A 16,781-nucleotide genomic window follows, 5' to 3' on the forward strand; every position below is an offset into this window, starting at 1 on the left:
TGGAATAATTTTATTTCTAAATGGTTTATTTCAATACGAAGTCGGAATCAATGGATAAATCTCCAATGCTGGACATTACAGGGCTTCTGGAAACATCATCATAAATGACTTCGATGTGGTGGTCTTTGGCAGAGGTGAGAATGGCGTAAGGTGAAATTGTTCTCAACAATTCGATTTCCCTGCCTTGATGCTGGACCGCCGTATCGATGACATTGTAAGCGCCCTGTGCTTCGACGATTTGCAATACTGAAAACTGCCTCACGAAAGCCACATAATTCCTGGCTTCCATAAAATTTAGGATCTCGGATTTGTAAATGGATTGAAGGAATCCTGATTGCCCCTGCTTGTTTGCCGAGTCCGAGGAAAGAAAATCGATCAACTCCTTCACCAAAAGATCCCTGAAGTATCCGGATTGCTGTTCCATATTGAATTTGACACTGCATCTCACTTTCAGTTTTTCAAATACGGGATTCGAAACTTCGAACCGCGCATAAGGAGATACTTTGCTGGAGAGATAGTCCTTGATCTTTAGCAAGGTGACAAAAGGAACCATTTGGGGGCCCTCACTTTCATTTTTGGGACCCAGGGTTTTGGGTGTCACCAACACCTGTACTTTGGTCCCCTTTATCATTTGGTTGGGAAAGGAACTCCTTCCGTAAACCAGTACAGTCCCGATTTCAGGAAATTTTTCCAAGACCAATCGCTCAAAATCCCAAGTCGAGGACGCCCTGTTTTTGTGTCTGAGCAATTCACTGGTCCGGAGATAAAACTGCTCTTCACTCTGGGCATCTTGACCGATATCCAACTGAAAGGGTCCAAAGGAAAGCAAGTTGGAATTGCTTTGAAGAATTGCCGTTTTTTCCACACGGATTCCGGGAATTCCAAGGTTTCCATTGGTCTGGATCGATTCCACACTCTTTACCCTCAAGGCATTGAGTAATATATTCTTGATTCTGGATTTCAAATTCGTTTCACCACGATAAAAAATCCTTAACCAAAATTTTCCCTTCGGTAATTGGCTATTGTCAGTGCTCAAGGAATTTGGGGTTTTGATTTTGACCACTCCTGATTGTAGAAATCCTGCTGTACTGTCTTCCATCAGCAAATTGCCCATGGGTATCCATTTGTTTTTATCCAAATAGGCCCATTCCATATTGGGGGCATGCATTGAAGTAATCGGGAAAACGGCTGACTCAAGTTCAAATCCCAAATTGATGTTTTCATTTGGCTTCACATCTTCCAATCCTATAAACAAATTCCCCTTCAGTCCCTTTTGATTCCTCTTTTCCTGGAGATTTGTCTCTTCTGGCTCTAATTGAGGCAGAAGAAACGAAAATGTCTCCAAGGATGCCGGATAGACCAAAACATGGCCAAATGGATGGAGATGGAAAAGTTTGATCGATTGGTTTTTACCGGCATTTTCTCTCGAAAGATTTTCTTTCGCTTGGTTTTTGTAATCGATCAGAAGATGTTCCAAAACAGGGGTATAAGGCTGCCTAGGCAAGTCGACATTCTTTCTTTTGAATCGGCTGTTTTCGATGGAAGCATTGGCATACAACTCGGAAAAAACATGATGCCCAAACGCTTGGGAAGGGGCTATAAGCGTAAGCAGCATCGACAGTTCATTTCTGCTTCTTTCAACTTCTGTCAGACCAGCACCCTCTGTAAAATCAAAACAAATCAGCTTCACTTCCTGCGTTCTATAAGGATTAAGGTAAGGGCCATCTCCCCTTTCATCCGTTTTAAAAAGTTGGAATTTTTCGTTCTTGCCAGTATTGACCACTTGCTTTTTCCCCTTTTGAATGGAGATGTCTGCCACAAAAGCATCATTGTCGATCCCATAGGGATAGGAGCTGTAATAGGACTTGAACCCCAAACGGTCTTGAGGAAGTGCACTCCATTTATAATTGATGGTTAACTCCGAAAGATATTTTTGGAAAATCAATGGGTTCCGCATGCGCAAATAGGATCCTTGACTGGGCAATGGGCCAAATGGCTGAAAGGGATTGCTTTGGTCGAGTTCTCCAAATTGATTGGAAAGATCCATTTTTTCAACCCCTGTGACATGTGCCTCAATGGAAACCTCTTCGATTTCCAGTAAGCGAAGCGGCTTATAGGGATGGAGTTGTGCTTGATTGTTGAGCACAATTTTCAGCAATGGCCATTCCGTGTCAAAGTCATCACCATGGAGTTCTTTTTGGTAGGGAATCGGCTTTTCCTCTTCTCGTTCGAGCTCAAAGGAAAATTCCAACACCTTTTCACTATCCAAGTAATTCGAAAAAAATGATTCCAAGGCCTTCCAACCGCTTTCAGCCGTAAAGGAAAGTTGAAAGGCTTCTATCAGAAAAGTCTTGATATAGGCAATGCGTTCTCTTTCAGAGATAGCAGCACCCTGGTTTTTGCCAGTGATTCCGCTTTCTTTTAACATCTGAAGATTGAGCAATTCCCTTTTGAATTTATCAAGGGAATTGCCTGAAAAACTCATGGAAACTACCACACGAAGGTTTCCCTGCTCCACGATCAAAACCGGTGAACTGATCGCCAAGCCAAGGGTACTTTCCCACATGGTCCTTTCAGAGGAAACTTTATTGGATTGCTCCTCTCCCAATATGGCAGGAAGATTTGAGGAGAATTTGTTTGGAAAACTTACCTGCTTTGTTTTCCCATTCTTATAGAGCAAGGAATCATACACTACGTTCAGAAATGTCCCATCTCCGATTTTGGATCCGGCAAAAGGGTTGTAAGCGCTTTGGTATAGTGTTCTGATTTCCGAAATGCTTGCCTGGCTGAGCTGTGTACCAAAAAGGGTTTCAAAATCTACTTCAGCTTTGTTCGAAAAGGTAAACCTCACTTTTTGGCCTGCGGGGACATAATTTTCTGCTTGGGAAGTGTTGGGGATTACGCCTATGAGGGCATAACTGGAAGCTTTTGGTTTTTCTGATTGAGAAAGAAGCTTTTTGTAATAAAAATCAAGATGTTTCTTGGTGAAATTGTTGGTATCGGTCTGGATTTCTTGAAAAAGTTTGAAAAAAGCAATCAATAGCCCAATATGGGGATGGTGGTTTTTTGAATCAAACAGTTCGGTTTCAAACTTGATTGCTGCTTTTTCCTTGATAAATAAAATATTTTTATAGACTGTTTTAAAGGTTTCTGAAAAGACAATATTCGTTCTCTTTTCGGGTACAATCGATTCCTCAAACCCAAAAAATCCAGCACTGAATTTTTTCTGGAGAGGCAAAACAGCAACAATCTCGCCTTCGAGGAATTTAAGAATGTTATTGATTTCTTGAAGCAAAGGACCCGAGAAATTTGATTCCTCCAATAAATCGCTCCACCTGACGATATGGGCAGCCAAGCTCAGAATATGGGTGCAGACTTCTTCTTCCAGTTCCTTTTTTTGATAGCCGTTGCCCTGGTCAAGCTTGTATTGGATGGAGTCTATTGTTGATTTAAAATGCTGGATTTCAGCACCCGCAATCAATCCGATGACAAAAACCGGGTCATTGAGAAAAAACGGTTTCCAATTGGCGCTAGGCTTGTTGTCAAAGGAAAAATAATGGATACTCTCCGAGAACTTCAGGGTAAATTGGACCATATCCAAAATGGTATGCTCATCCACTGAAAAATAAGAACTTTCCAGGGCTTTGGGTAAGCGTCCATTCTGACTGATTCCTTTATTCATTTTCGGAATTTTATTTTATCAAAGACTGGTTCCTTCCCTGAAATAGAAAGGGAAGACCATATTGCTTCGCGTATTGGTAATGATTACCGTATAAGAAAGGTGGATCAAAAGAACCCCATCTCCTATCCGGTCAGTGATAATGCTGATCTTTTGAATCTTCACCCTTGGTTCGAAATAAAGGATGGCATCATAAACCAGATCCTTGAGCATAGTCAAATGCGTGGCATCAGAGGTCTCAAAGACATGCTTGATGATATTGCAGCCAAACTTTGGGTTCATGATCCTTTCACCAGGCACGGTACCCAAAACAATGCGGATGCTTTGTTCGATATCTTCTTCCTCTGTCACCATATTGACCTTCTTTGACTCTATGTCAAATGCCGGAGGGAATGACCATCCTTTTCCCAAAAATGATTTATCAGAACCCTCCATATCAACCACCGATCATGACTGTAGGACATCCCAGCACGATCGAGCCTCCATGGGCAGTGGAATCTCCCATTCTGGCAGCGGGTTTTCCACCGATCATGACCGTAGCAGAGCCTTTGACGATGGAATCCGGTGGGCCAACACATACCAATGAATCTCCTAAAACTGCTGCGGGTAGTTTTCCTATCAATACAGTGGGAGTTCCCGGACCTACTATAGGTCCACCCACGTGAGGAATGGGGGGCAAACCGGGTGTTTGCATGGGACAAACGTGCATATCGGTCAATCTGGCTGCTAGTGGCATCTTTTTTTAAGTTTAATTGATCATCACCATCGCTCCTTTGACGGTGGTTTGCCCGGAAGCGGATATTTCTGCAGAGGCATTTCCTGCTGCTTTGAAGCCCACTTGTGCCTCCATTGCGATGTTGAGGGCCTTTGATTTCAGGTCCGCTTTGGAAGATATCCCAATCTCATCCATTGCATCCAAAGTGATTTTCCCTTTGGCGCTGAGGACAATATCCTTTGGGCTATCCAAAGAAATCCCTTTGTCATTCATCGTCAACTTGTTGTTATTGAGATCTTGGACAAGGATTTGCTTATTTTTATCATCCAAAACAAAGGTGTTTCCCCCGGGAGTCGAAATGGTGAGAATTTTTTCTTCATCATCAAATCTGATGGAAATGCCCGATTTGGTGATGATGGATTTAAATTGATTTTTTTCATCGGGAACCTCTTTTGGACTGTTCTTTTTGCTGTAAAGACCACCCACCACCACGGGAAACCTTGGATCATTATTGACGAAACTCACCAAGACTTCATCGTCTATTTCAGGAAAGAAAAACATCCCACAATTTGCGGAAGCATAGTTAAAGGAAATCCTGGCCCATAAGAAAGTATCTGGGGTTTCACTTTTTAAACTCGGAAGGGATATTTTCACCCTGAAATTATCGTCTGGATCCTCATGAATGGCTTTGACTATACCTATATACATGCCCTTTGCCGCAGGCAATAAACCCGAAGCTTCATGCTCCTCCACTTCGGGAAGGGACGAATGCCATCTTGATGAAAGACCAATGAAAATAGAGGTAATCCAATTCCCTTCTTCCAAATCATGGTTCACTTTAGAAACAAAAGCATTTCCACTGAACCGGTCACCAAAACCTGAAAGTTCGAGGAGATCGCCAGCTTTTATTTCGGCTGTTCCGGGGATTTGGATTCTCCCCTTAATTTTGCTGAGCACACTCCGACTCACTGCACTTTTTGCAAAATTTTCAAGCTCAGTTTTTTCCAGAGATGCAGCACTTGCCCTGCTGATCACTACCTCTTCATTGACTCCCGAAAGCTTGACCGCTGAGAGATTTCCAAGATTCAGAGAATCACTTAAACTTGCAGTACTTTCATTTATGGCTTGTGAATCTTCATCCCAAGATACTGTTGTGAAATTTTTATGGATGTTTTCGGCGCTCAGCTCCAAGTCCACATCGAGAGCCAAAGTATCTGCTCCGATTTTGAAGCCAGGTGACACACTTAAATCAAAAAGCTTTATTTTCAGGGTGTTGTTCTCTGTCAATACAAACATATTGTTGACCTCTGCCCGGATCAGGATATAATCCCAATATGAGGAACTGTGTTGTACCAATTGTCCATACATCTGATCGGTGGGGGCCACCTCATTTGCCAAACCATTGTCATTCAGGATTTTCTTGAAAACATCACTGTCTTTACTATCTACATAAATTCCGTTGAACCTGCCCTTGGTCAGCTTAAAGGCTTTGTCACGACACTCGACCTCAATGAAGGAATTGTTCCTTTTAACGACCATCTTCTGCGAAAGGACAATACCGGAATAGACCTTGTTTCTATCATCCCCATAACCCAGAGAAATATCGATTTGGTTTCCGGGAATAAAATCGGGACCATTGCTGTTATCAAAACCCTCATTACCCACCCCAAAAGCACCGCCATCCAAAATCCGGATGTTGGCAGTGGCAATCCTATTGATTTCTTGGGAAATCCGGATGGAGACAACCTCTATGCTATCCTTTATGGGGGATCCATTTATAGCAATGGAAAAAGATATCGGTAGAGGATTCTCTTGAATAAGTGTGGCCATACTTTTAGATTACAGGGGGGAATATTATTTGATCACCTGGAGAAATGTCCCTGAAATTATCCAGCTGGTTAAACTCGGCAACCTTCATGTAAAATCCACTGTCACCATAGATCCGAAAACACATCAAGGGGAGCGTATCTCCGGCAAATACAGTCCGGATATGCGTGAGATCAGCAGAGTTTTTACCAGCTTCCAATGCCTTTTTCTCAGGTGATTTGGATCCAATAAATGAGGCTTTGATCTCGGCACGAAGCGGGGTTCCGTCCGTATCCATCATCGTATTGACTTGCTCAAATGAGGTCAACCGACCTTGGAATTCGGATTGGGTACCCCAATAAATCTTGATGTAATTCGGTTCATGGATATCTCCATTATAGGAATACATCAATTTTATAAGTTCCTCAACCTGATCGTCGACTTTTTTGCTGGTAATGATGCCTGTGCCGTCGAAAAAAAAATTAAACTCGTACTTTTCGGGGCCCGCACCTTTGAATTTTATAGTTTCTGCACTCCCTCCAATCGGAGAGGAATTATTGGTGTACTCCAGTTGACCTTTCTTTGAGGTTTTACTTGGATTAACCAAGACTTCATACTCCCCCAACTGATCGCTGTAATCAGGATCACTATAAGCAACAATCTTTACTTTGTTTATTTTCCCTTCTGACATGAAATTTCTACCTCCTGCTGCGGTTTTCCAATTTTTCCAGCAACTTTTCGAAACAGTCTTGTTCGATTTCCTTCTTCATCTGTGCCAAATACTCCATCAGTACCTTCTCATCCACTTGGGATTCGGAAAACGGGAAATTCCGGTCCATTACCTCCCCTTTGATCACAAGCTCTTTAATAATCAATGTCATATGCTTATCTGAGTTTTTTGAAATACCGGTATTTTAAAGTAAGCGTTTCTATGGCCAATTCATTTTTTGTACTGCTGAGACTACCCAGTTCCCAAGAAACTGGGAATGCTTGCACAATCGACCATGATGCCAAAATATTGGATTTGGGAGCCAAAAGGTGCAAGAAGATGTCCTTTGGTTCAAACTTGAAATTCTCAATGGCATTCCTGCACCACTTTTCCAGGTCTGATCCGGGAAGTAAACATCTTTTCAAAACCAAATTTTCATATTTGATGGATTGTGGCAAATGATGGACGAAGAGATTGTCCCCTCCCTCCTTCATTTCCATGGTTTCAACGGTAACTTTTAACCCGGACACCTCCTGAAAACTGCTATCCAATGGCTTGCTTCTTGGAAATTTTACAGCAAAATAGAAAGCGGTTGGCGGGACGTAGCCGGGTTGGAAGAAACTAACTGTTTCCATATCAATTAACCATTGCTAATCGTAAGGCCCTCATGGGCAATTTCGATACTTTCTACGGCAACCTCATTGGCATCCGACTTCATATCCGTCGAACTGATTTTGGTTGGCCAGGCGTTGTTCAGCGTCCAAGTCATCGTGGGATTGCCTCCCTCATCGCAAAGCTTGATAACCACATTTTGCCTTTCAATGGTATTCATTTTGATCTTGGTATACCAATCCCAGAATTTATTGTCCTTGGCAAACACCCCCTTTTTCATGGTGATGTTGTTGTTTTTGATGATTCCGGGCATGTTTATGGTAGAAAACACGGGACTGTTTCCATGTCTGTACTCAATTTGTTGTGCCTGAACCTCCAAGCCACTCACTTCCTGAAAAGGAATATCAGTGGTACTTCCCCAATCCACTTTGAAATAAAATTTTGGTAATGGCCAATTACTGTCTTGTGCTTCTCCTGCCATGATATTGCTATTTTAAATGATTTTGAATGGTTTTTTGGTTTGCTTATGATTTTTGCATTTGTTGCTCAAATGTGACCACAATGAATTCTGCTGGTCTGACAATCGCCAGTTTGACGGAAATAAGCATTTTGCCTTCTAGTATATCCAAAGCCGTCATGGTGGCTCCCAAACCAATCTGAACATCGAATGCATCCTCCGGAGAAGATCCTGCCAATGCCCCTTGCTTCCATTTTTCGGTGAGGAAATTGACAATGAGACTTTTCACCGTGATCCAGGTATTGGCATCGTTGGGTTCAAAAACATAGGCACGAAGCGCCAATTTGATGGATTGCTCCAACATGATCATGGTTCTTCTTACATTGATGTATTTCCAGTCCAAGCTGTTGCCGTCCAAGGTCCGCGCCCCCCAAACCAAAGTGCCTACACCTTGAAAGGTTCTGATGGCATTTACTGATTTACCCGATATGGCATTGACATTCAAGTCCTCCTGTTGGTCATGGGTGATATTTACGGCTGGCTGCACGACTGAATTCAATCCTACATTGGCAGGTGCTTTCCAGACGCCCCTCCCGTTGTCAACCATCGTGTAGATGCCCGCCATAGCCGCCGAAGCTGGCAACAAATTAAGTTTTGCCCGCAACTCATCCATCAGCGATGCATAACTTGGGCTTACCGCTATCAATCCCAAATGGTAATTCTTTGCGTTGGCCTCAATGTATTCGTCGGTGAATTGCTTTTTTTGGTCATCAGTGGGTACAGCTTCAGTCCCTTCTTCGGGTTTGATTTCGGCAAGTTTGTCACTGAGGTGTTTCTTCACAAAGCCGGCTTTGAATTTTTCAATGGTGACTTTCTCCGAAAGCTGAGGAATCAATTTGTCCCATTCTTTGACATTTTTATAAGTAACATCTCCTTTTTGGACAATGCTGGTATTGAGCCAAGGGTAGTATGCAGCTCCATAACTTAGGTTTTCAGTGCCAATTTTCTCCCTGAAAACTGTAATGATGTCATCATCGTCACCTTCCCTTCTTTCTTCATATCCATCATAGATATCAAAAATCCCCACCCTACTCTGCATTTTTCTACAATGTCTGAGGATGGTGGCATAAATATCATAGGAAACCTCCTTTAAAATCACAGCTTCCGGCATAACGATAATGGTGGGTTCCTGTACCTTGATCAGCTTGAGTAATCCTCCCTCGAGTTCGTCCTTGTCGACTTCAATGGAATCTTTTCCCTTATAGGTACCGACCGAAACAATGTAACAAGTCCCACCTCCATTGGAATAAAACAACCGGATGCTGTTATAAAAAAGAAGTTTGTTGTTGTCGGGATAGATGATGCTGAATTCTTTAGTTCCGATGGTAAAGGACTCCCCTTTTGGCTCTTCAACGCTGGAATCTACAGGGGCAGCAGCTTCCGCATCCGGCTCTGTTGCCCCATCTTCCTGGGGTACCGATGCCGATTTCGGGCCCTTCACATCGAATTTAGCAAGAAAAGGCCCGCCAAATAGGGCGAGATAATCCGCAAAGGAGGTAATCCTTGTGGGTTGGTTGACAAGAGATTTTCCGTTTCGGGAAGCCGTTTCTGTGTACCCAATAAATGCGGGTATGGCAGTGGCAACTTCGACGACGGACCCAGGGAAGGCGTTTTTCTCTTCAATGTAAACTCCCGGTGTCATTAGATTTTGAGCCATAGTTGTTTTGATTTTAAGTGGATTGTTTAAATGAAAATATGTGAGTACAAGGCATCTTTGAATGATGGGTCGTGGTAAAGCATTTCGGGAGAGGCCCGAGGAAGGTTTTTGATGATGATTTTTCCGGTCCTTCGATCTCCCCCATAATTTTCCACCATCTGGAAATCACCAAAATGACTGTCCTGCATCTGGATTTTTTCCAAGGACTCAAAACACCTAATGGCACCAACTCCGTTTAGGAAAATTTCCTTTTCAGTGAAAAACACCTCTTTTTTCTTTGAATCTATGATCGAAAGCTTGTCAAATTTCCAAAATAGTGAATCGGTAAGAAGGTAACGCCACTTTGTTTTTTGGCTTTGAAATGAAATATTGAAAGACAGGGTTCTAGTAGGATCCATTTCTTCAAATAACCTGGCTGGAAAAAGCTCAATGATCCCGATGGGTTTCTTGAACACGCTATTTGGAAAAAAATAACATCCAAATTTTTCGGTTTCACCATGAATAGCACAATATCCGAGTTCACTGGGGCCTTGAATATCGGCTTTCAATCCTTTTTGAATGGTATTTCCCAAAGCATCAACGATGGAAATTTTTTCCTCCGAACCAAAACCCTCTAATGGAAAAACATCTGTACAAAGCCTGACGAGAGATCCGCGATCCACAGTCGGGGAAGGATGTAAATAACAAACATCGGAATTGTTAGATTTACTGACCGTTATGTTGTTAAAATACAAAAGGGAGTTACTTGGATTGAAATCGGGTAAATCGGTAAAATTCAAAAAAAATGAATCTTTCAGGTTCAATTGAATGGACAAAGATCTCCACTCTCCTTCCAACAATTCCGGTGCTCCACTCAAAAGGTGAAAGCCTGAATCAAATGGTTTGATCAAAAGATTTAAATCCAAAAGGCATTTCTTGGTTTCCTCTGAAAGCCCCAATTGGAAGGTATTGCATTCACCCTGAGAAAAATATCCGTGTTTAAAAGTTAAAGTTGCGATATGGGTGAATGAAAATTGCATCTAGTTCCGGTCTTCTTCGCTGCGGGTAATGACTGGAGTGATCTTTGTTATCGGCGATTCGTCAAACACGACAATACCCACCTTATAAAGTGCCGAGGGGAGAAGTTTTGACCCTATCGACGACCAAATATGGCTGAGTTGATCGTAATCCAACTTACACAGTTCAAAACTCAGCTTTTGGACCCTTTTTGACAATCCCAGGGAATTGATGGGCACCAGCGTTTTGTGTTGCTGGAAATAACTGATAATGAATGAAAGGTAATGGAGGCCTTCGGTATAATTTTGATTTCTGAAATTTGCGCAAAAAAACAAATTCAAGTTTAAGTAAAGCGGAGGATGCTTGTCCGAAAAGGAACCATTGGCGATACTGCCTCCCCGACTGTTTGTATTTTTTAAGGAAGATTCTTCTTCAAATCCCAAAAGAAAAAAAACTACTTTATCGTCTACCTCTTTGGCAAAAGAACCGTCGCTTTCAACCAAATTTGAAAGAACAACCTTATTGTCAGAAATGGAGAAATGATTCTTAAAATGTTGATTAAGCAAGTCTCTTATGTAAACTAAAGTAATATCAATCATTCTTAAAACTATTGTTATTTACGCTCTAGGCAAAAACACAAAAATGATGTTTACTTTTGTGATTATCCAAATTTAAAAATATTATTGAGGTAAAAAAATATTTTAAAGAAAGATGTGCTACTTTTAAATCCAATTCACGATTTAATTAGCGTTTATAATTATAAAAAAATTAAAATTAAAAAAGTATTTAATACTATAAATAGGCAATTTATTTTGAACACTTCAATATATACATCTCAATATATTTATATTATCGTGGCTTTGGTTGTAATCTTTTCCATTGCATTGTATATCATGTATTTGAGAAATAAGATGCAAAACATCTTCCTCCTCGAGGAATTGAAGAAAAACGAATACCAATTGAAAAGAAATGAAGAATCCATTGAAGCACTTGAGAAAAAAATAGGGAGAATGACGGAAGAGAATCAAAAAATGGAGATCAAATTCCGTGAAAAAAAAGAGAAGCTTTTGGCGCAAATCAGGGAGAACAAAAATCTGCTGATCCTTATCGATGAACTCAAAAACAAAAACGCCAAGATTGACGATGATGTCACCATTGAATACTTTGTGAAAAAGAAACAGGATTAATGCAGGATACTCTTTCCCTGCTTTATTTTTTCAATCCTAATCCCAGATAGAATGTCCACGTTGATGATCTCCCTATCGCCTCTTTCCAAACATTTCAAAAGGCAAAAATGCAGGACATTGATGATGGATGAACCTGACAACTCATGTCTTTCGGCGAGTTTTTCCACGGAAACCTCCGGATGGTAGTGAAATTGATCTGATACTGAATTTTCCCAAAATTGCATCCGTTGTGAAAAGTCGGGTAGCTCAAAATCCAAGACCAACTGAAAGCGCCTGAAAAATGCCTCATCGATGTTGTTTTTGAAATTGGAGCTGAGAATTACCAAGCCGTCAAAATCCTCGATTCTTTGGAGCAAATAAGAAACTTCCTGATTGGCATACCTGTCGTGCGAATCTGAAGTCTGGCTTCTCTTCCCAAACAATGCATCCGCCTCATCAAAAAACAAAATCCACCCTTTATTTTCCCCGAGGTCAAAAATTTTGGACAGGTTTTTTTCGGTCTCCCCGATATACTTGGAAACCACCATGGAAAGATCGATTCTATAGACATCCATATTGCAGGATTGGCCAAGGACGCTTGCCGTGAAGGTTTTTCCAGTCCCCGGAGGTCCCGTAAACAAGACTTTGAACCCTTTTTTTATCCTCCTCCCAAAATCAAATTGTTCCTTCAGTTCCTTGCCGTGTTTCAACCAGTTTTTTATTTCAGAAATCCCATCCAAGATTGGATCGGAAAGGATCAGATCCTCCCATTTTTGTTCGGTGATGATTCTTTGGGCTGGGAAATCAATATCTGCATCCGGTTTATAAGGTTCACCGGTGGTTAAATACAAAAGATATTCTTTACTGATCCTCAACTGACCACTCAGAAGAGGCTCTCCTGGTAAGGATTTGTCCAGGAATATGATTTTTTCCTTTGCAAAAAAATGGTTTTGACTGAAAAGTGCCATCAGCTCAAACCGCCTTTTGATATTGCTTCCCGCCAACAAAAAAATGGCCGTTTCGCCCGTTGGAAGAAAACCTTTGTGTTTTTCGGCTTTGAGCCCACCAAACTCAGCGAATGGGGTATCAAAATTTTGGTTTTTCACATGCAACAAATCAAGTAAGGAGGGTCGGATATCCGGGATCAAGGAAAGAATCAAAACCAATCTTTCCTCTAAACCCATATTGTGTTTTTGGACAAGCTTTGCATAATTGGATTCCTGTCCGCTGAAATCAGGCAGTGCGGTTCTTCCCATTTCACTTTCTGGAACCGACTCCTCAAAGGTTATTTTTCCCCTGAGGACCATAATGGATTGGAACCACTGCAATTCCATCTCCAAGCAGGCTGCATTTGATGTTAGCTCTTTTTTGGTTTCTTCCTTCATCCTAAATACTCATTTTATTCAATTGTTCCCTAAGATTGACAATCAGTTCTTCTCCTTCCAACACCTTAATTTCGCCTGGAAGCCCCAAGATAAATCTTGCTATTCCAGGCAAATGTGGGAGTTCAGCCTTGAAATAATATTGGTTTCTGTTTTTGGTGTAAGTGAATGGTTTGGTATCCGGATGCTCCTCTATCATCAGTTGAAAGGCTTTCTTGGTCATTTTGAGATGGACAAGAAATTGGTTTTTGCCAGAAAAACCAAATAAACCTTGCTCTAAAGGCTCATGCAATTCTTGGAATTTAAAAGGTTTGGATGTGACCAAAACCTCCCCTATTCTCTCTATTTTGAAAATTTTCATTTTCTTGCTTTCGACCTCCAAAGCATAAATGGAATCGGAATTTTTTGAAAAAACCACCGGTTCCACCAGTCTGTCAGCCACCGAATCGCTGCTGACAGAATAATAATCCCGAAGAATCACCTGGTTTTTGTCCTTGATGGCTTGGGAAACAAGATCCACAAAAATTCCCAAATTGGCGTTGAAAAGCTTGGTCACGCTTTGTTTAAAATCCGAACGGATGCTGATCTTTTGGAGAATGGAATCTTTCAAGAGGTTTTTTTTGCTGCTCCCGCTGATCAAGTCATTCAAAAACAGGATTTCATCGTCCGAAAAAGTCCCAAAGGAATGGTCGTTGGGGTGCTCAACCCTGTCCAGGATTTTGAATTTGGAATGTTCTTTTTCGATTTCAAAGCCCAAAGCCTCGAGGAGCTTGAAATACCGGTAGATGGTCCTTGGATCGGTCCCCAGGGTTTCGGCCAATTTATGGACAGGCTTCCCGATATTGCCCCTGAGCAAATTGATTAGCTTAAAGATCCTGAGAATTTTCTGTTGCTCTATTTGGTTAGATTTTGCCATGACATTGTTTAAAAAAGAAAGATAATGCTTAAAAGTAAAATAAAATGCCCATTGACACATATTGTCAGTTTCAGTGATTGAATGAAGTCGTATTTCTGAAAATCTAAGGAAGAAAAGCTGGATTCTAATTTAAATTACCTTATTTCAATTTAACTTTATCTTTCAAATGAATTCATGCCCTTAAAGCTTCCCCGACAATATCTCAGCCTTTTTGTAGGGTTTCTTTTTCTATCCCTTTATTTTTGGTTGGGGTATGATGGGATCACTTTTAGTGACGATGTCTATTATTTATTGACGGGCAAAAAATTTTGGGAGGGCATTCCGATTTCCGATGACTACCACTTCAGTTCCCGTTTTGGGGCTTATGTTTTTTCTGGGTTTTTCAGCCATTTATTTGGTCTCAACGATCATTTGGCAGCACTGGCTTCTCTTTTTAGCTACTTGATTTCGTTTTACCTGCTGTGGCGTTTGTCCAAGCAAAATACTTATCAGTGGTGGTTTACGGGATTCTCCATTACCCACATTTATTTTCTCCATTTTTTGCCAAAAGTTTACCCCGACAGCCTCCTGGTCTTGTGGGTCATTGTGGTCCCGCTCACTGCCATTTATCGAAACAAATCTCCCTTCTGGATGGCTTTGGCCATGGGATTGGCTTTTATTATCGGGTTTTCAACCAAAGAAACAATGGTGCTTTTGCTTCCTTTTCCCATTATTTTATTTTTTCATGACCTGGTCCATAAGCGACCGATTGCTTTTTACCTATGGTTTGGGATTTGGTCAGTGGTTTTGCTTTCCCTGTATTTTGGATTTTTCCACTGGAAATTCGGCAATGTATTTTACCGTTTGGAAATGGTAAATGAAGGCCATTATATTTCAGAATACACGTACCATGACAAGGGAATGGGGGCAATTTTCAGTCGTTTGACTTACATGCCATTTTTTGCATTTGTGGAAAGGGCTTATTGGCCCTGGCTGGTCTTGGCGATTCCTGGACTTTGGATGGCATTCAAATCCCAGAAACCAATTCTCTTTGAATTTGCACTGACCGTTGGCTGTCTTGTTCTAGGCTTTTGGTTCATGACCTCCACCCTGGATTTTTACAATCCGATCTATCTCAATCCGAGACACCTTATTGTTCTTATTGGACCATTGTCGGTTTTGATTGCGATGGGAGTTTCCGATTGGATGAGTAACAAAATCTGGATCAATTGGCTGAGCATCCTTTTTATTCTGGGTGCAGCAATTGCGCTTTGGCTGCATGATTTTAAAATGTCGGGCTATTTATTGGCCTTTGGTTTGGCTGTTTTTTTCCTGAAAACGACAAAGCAAAAAACTGTGGCCATCGCTATTCTGTTGCTTGTTCCTGTGCTGGCCAGTATCAGACATCAAGGGCAAATCAAGAATTACAATCATTTTATTAAAGCTTTCAATGAAACTGTATTAAACACTGAAAATGATAATCTTATACTGATCAACAACTTCGTTTACTTGAGCAAGGATATCCTCCTTCCGGAACTAGAAATGGCGAAAAAAAAGTTGGTTGCCTTGGAAAATATCGACCGGGTCAAGACTGAAAAACCTGATGAATTTGAGCTTTTCGTTTACAAATATTATCTGCATGCCTATCCATCGGAACAGGAGGATATCAAAGCTTTTGAAGATTGGGCCAAAACTCAAAACTATTTGATAGTGGATGAAAAAGAGGACCAATGGATTTTATCCAGAAGGTATAAAATTAACTAGTCGGCTCTCTTTTTTTTGCCCGTGGCGAAGATTCTGTTGACATTGAATCCCAATCTGAATTTTTCTCCAGCAACACCATTTCCCCCTGCCAATAGATATTGCTCATTCAGCGCTTGAGAGGTTACAAAATACATTTGAAATACGTGGCCTCCTGCTTCCAAATCAATTCCGACTCCCAAATTATTTCTTAAATCATTGTTGAGATTGGGTATCCATTGTAAAGTCAAAGAAGATTTTCCTGTCATCTTGTATTTACCACTGAATCCCAAAGCCAAATAGAGATTTTGGTCTCCTTCAATTTGATAAAGCGCCCTTGGGTCATTGAAATAGGCCATCATCGGACTCAATTGTACACTGATTTTTTCTGAAAATTTTCTGGCGAGCATCAATTGAGCAGCATAACTGGTTCTGTCCAACAAATCCGGCGCATCCTCATTTAAGAAACTGTAATTGGAGGTATTGACTGCTGCGCCTCCCATCATGGAGAGGGAAAAAGGGGTTTTGTTGTCTTGGGTCTGACTAAAAAAATGGTACCTGCCATAAAGATTGTACACCTTATCGGTACTGGCCCTAGCAGCGCCAAGGGAAAATTTTTCGGAAAACCCATATTCAAAACTGAACTGGATATTGGCCCCATTGTCCAAACCATAAAGATCTTGGAGGCCCCCATCGATGGTCCCAAAAGTGTGCATGATCGCAAAATGCAGTGCTTTTTTATCCAAAGGCTCCACGGTAAGCAAATTGATATGCCTTGGCGCATGAAAAATAAGCTCCTCTTTTTGGCTCCCATCGGCCAATTTTCTCTCCAACTGTGCCATTGAGGGATGTGAAAGAAACAGGGCGAGGATTAATATTTTAATTTTCATAGTGCTCGGCTTTGGAT

The 16,781-nt window shown here is 41.3% G+C and carries 16 protein-coding genes; 2 read left to right on the plus strand and 14 right to left on the minus strand.

Features of this window, described 5'->3' with window-relative positions:
• Positions 1–25 precede the first annotated feature (25 nt).
• The 11 genes from Q7J63_RS19325 to Q7J63_RS19375 form a co-directional block, all read right to left on the minus strand.
• Positions 26–3,682 (minus strand): hypothetical protein, encoded by a 3,657-nt coding sequence (locus tag Q7J63_RS19325; RefSeq protein ID WP_304888606.1) that lies wholly within the window; start codon positions 3,680–3,682, stop codon positions 26–28.
• Between the two features lie 18 nt (positions 3,683–3,700).
• Entirely contained in the window at positions 3,701–4,114 is a 414-nt protein-coding gene (locus Q7J63_RS19330) for a GPW/gp25 family protein (RefSeq protein WP_031327240.1), read from the minus strand.
• Position 4,115: 1 nt separating this feature from the next.
• Positions 4,116–4,415 carry a PAAR domain-containing protein gene (locus Q7J63_RS19335; RefSeq protein ID WP_026333869.1) on the minus strand — a complete coding sequence of 100 codons (300 nt, stop codon included), beginning with the start codon at positions 4,413–4,415 and terminating at the stop codon, positions 4,116–4,118.
• 12 nt (positions 4,416–4,427) lie between these two features.
• Positions 4,428–6,224 carry a type VI secretion system tip protein VgrG gene (gene vgrG / locus Q7J63_RS19340; RefSeq protein WP_304888610.1) on the minus strand — a complete coding sequence of 599 codons (1,797 nt, stop codon included), beginning with the start codon at positions 6,222–6,224 and terminating at the stop codon, positions 4,428–4,430.
• 4 nt (positions 6,225–6,228) lie between these two features.
• Complete coding sequence (locus Q7J63_RS19345; protein WP_304888612.1) at positions 6,229–6,891, minus strand: LysM peptidoglycan-binding domain-containing protein; 663 nt, start codon at positions 6,889–6,891, stop codon at positions 6,229–6,231.
• Between the two features lie 7 nt (positions 6,892–6,898).
• Complete coding sequence (locus tag Q7J63_RS19350) at positions 6,899–7,081, minus strand: DUF5908 family protein (protein ID WP_019600219.1); 183 nt, start codon at positions 7,079–7,081, stop codon at positions 6,899–6,901.
• 4 nt (positions 7,082–7,085) lie between these two features.
• Complete coding sequence (locus Q7J63_RS19355) at positions 7,086–7,544, minus strand: phage tail protein (protein WP_019600220.1); 459 nt, start codon at positions 7,542–7,544, stop codon at positions 7,086–7,088.
• A gap of 5 nt (positions 7,545–7,549) precedes the next feature.
• A complete protein-coding gene (locus Q7J63_RS19360; RefSeq protein ID WP_019600221.1) occupies positions 7,550–8,002 on the minus strand; it encodes a phage tail protein in 453 nt (150 codons plus the stop codon).
• Positions 8,003–8,045: 43 nt separating this feature from the next.
• Positions 8,046–9,695, minus strand: coding sequence for a phage tail sheath C-terminal domain-containing protein (locus tag Q7J63_RS19365; RefSeq protein ID WP_304888613.1), 1,650 nt, complete (start codon positions 9,693–9,695; stop codon positions 8,046–8,048).
• Between the two features lie 26 nt (positions 9,696–9,721).
• Positions 9,722–10,585: a hypothetical protein gene (locus Q7J63_RS19370; RefSeq protein WP_304888615.1), complete on the minus strand. Its 864-nt coding sequence runs from the start codon at positions 10,583–10,585 to the stop codon at positions 9,722–9,724.
• A 129-nt stretch (positions 10,586–10,714) separates the two neighbouring features.
• Positions 10,715–11,290 carry a DUF4255 domain-containing protein gene (locus tag Q7J63_RS19375; protein WP_019600224.1) on the minus strand — a complete coding sequence of 192 codons (576 nt, stop codon included), beginning with the start codon at positions 11,288–11,290 and terminating at the stop codon, positions 10,715–10,717.
• A gap of 213 nt (positions 11,291–11,503) precedes the next feature.
• Between Q7J63_RS19375 and Q7J63_RS19380 the strand changes: the two genes are divergently transcribed.
• Positions 11,504–11,878, plus strand: a complete 375-nt coding sequence (locus Q7J63_RS19380; protein ID WP_304888618.1) for a hypothetical protein — start codon at positions 11,504–11,506, stop codon at positions 11,876–11,878.
• Here the strand turns inward: Q7J63_RS19380 and Q7J63_RS19385 are convergent.
• On the minus strand, positions 11,875–13,242 hold the full coding sequence (locus tag Q7J63_RS19385) for an ATP-binding protein (RefSeq protein WP_019600226.1): 1,368 nt from the start codon (positions 13,240–13,242) through the stop codon (positions 11,875–11,877). The genes Q7J63_RS19380 and Q7J63_RS19385 overlap by 4 nt on opposite strands.
• 1 nt (position 13,243) lies before the next feature.
• Complete coding sequence (locus tag Q7J63_RS19390) at positions 13,244–14,155, minus strand: YafY family protein (protein ID WP_304888621.1); 912 nt, start codon at positions 14,153–14,155, stop codon at positions 13,244–13,246.
• Positions 14,156–14,329: 174 nt separating this feature from the next.
• On the opposite strand from Q7J63_RS19390, the gene Q7J63_RS19395 reads away from it, so the two are divergent.
• Positions 14,330–15,898: a glycosyltransferase family 39 protein gene (locus Q7J63_RS19395; protein ID WP_304888623.1), complete on the plus strand. Its 1,569-nt coding sequence runs from the start codon at positions 14,330–14,332 to the stop codon at positions 15,896–15,898.
• Here Q7J63_RS19395 and Q7J63_RS19400 read toward each other — a convergent pair.
• Positions 15,895–16,764 (minus strand): DUF5777 family beta-barrel protein, encoded by an 870-nt coding sequence (locus Q7J63_RS19400; protein WP_304888624.1) that lies wholly within the window; start codon positions 16,762–16,764, stop codon positions 15,895–15,897. The genes Q7J63_RS19395 and Q7J63_RS19400 overlap by 4 nt on opposite strands.
• Between the last annotated feature and the right edge of the window lie 17 nt (positions 16,765–16,781).

The sequence above is a fragment of the Rhodonellum sp. genome (assembly GCF_030656585.1).
GTDB lineage: Bacteria > Bacteroidota > Bacteroidia > Cytophagales > Cyclobacteriaceae > Rhodonellum > Rhodonellum psychrophilum.

Coding starts and splice junctions, on each gene's coding strand:
- Q7J63_RS19325 (WP_304888606.1), bottom strand. CDS start 3,682: ATGAATAAAGGAATCAGTCAGAATGGACGCTTACCCAAAGCCCTGGAA.
- Q7J63_RS19330 (WP_031327240.1), bottom strand. CDS start 4,114: ATGGAGGGTTCTGATAAATCATTTTTGGGAAAAGGATGGTCATTCCCT.
- Q7J63_RS19335 (WP_026333869.1), bottom strand. CDS start 4,415: ATGCCACTAGCAGCCAGATTGACCGATATGCACGTTTGTCCCATGCAA.
- vgrG (WP_304888610.1), bottom strand. CDS start 6,224: ATGGCCACACTTATTCAAGAGAATCCTCTACCGATATCTTTTTCCATT.
- Q7J63_RS19345 (WP_304888612.1), bottom strand. CDS start 6,891: ATGTCAGAAGGGAAAATAAACAAAGTAAAGATTGTTGCTTATAGTGAT.
- Q7J63_RS19350 (WP_019600219.1), bottom strand. CDS start 7,081: ATGACATTGATTATTAAAGAGCTTGTGATCAAAGGGGAGGTAATGGAC.
- Q7J63_RS19355 (WP_019600220.1), bottom strand. CDS start 7,544: ATGGAAACAGTTAGTTTCTTCCAACCCGGCTACGTCCCGCCAACCGCT.
- Q7J63_RS19360 (WP_019600221.1), bottom strand. CDS start 8,002: ATGGCAGGAGAAGCACAAGACAGTAATTGGCCATTACCAAAATTTTAT.
- Q7J63_RS19365 (WP_304888613.1), bottom strand. CDS start 9,695: ATGGCTCAAAATCTAATGACACCGGGAGTTTACATTGAAGAGAAAAAC.
- Q7J63_RS19375 (WP_019600224.1), bottom strand. CDS start 11,290: ATGATTGATATTACTTTAGTTTACATAAGAGACTTGCTTAATCAACAT.
- Q7J63_RS19385 (WP_019600226.1), bottom strand. CDS start 13,242: ATGAAGGAAGAAACCAAAAAAGAGCTAACATCAAATGCAGCCTGCTTG.
- Q7J63_RS19390 (WP_304888621.1), bottom strand. CDS start 14,155: ATGGCAAAATCTAACCAAATAGAGCAACAGAAAATTCTCAGGATCTTT.
- Q7J63_RS19395 (WP_304888623.1), top strand. CDS start 14,330: ATGCCCTTAAAGCTTCCCCGACAATATCTCAGCCTTTTTGTAGGGTTT.
- Q7J63_RS19400 (WP_304888624.1), bottom strand. CDS start 16,764: ATGAAAATTAAAATATTAATCCTCGCCCTGTTTCTTTCACATCCCTCA.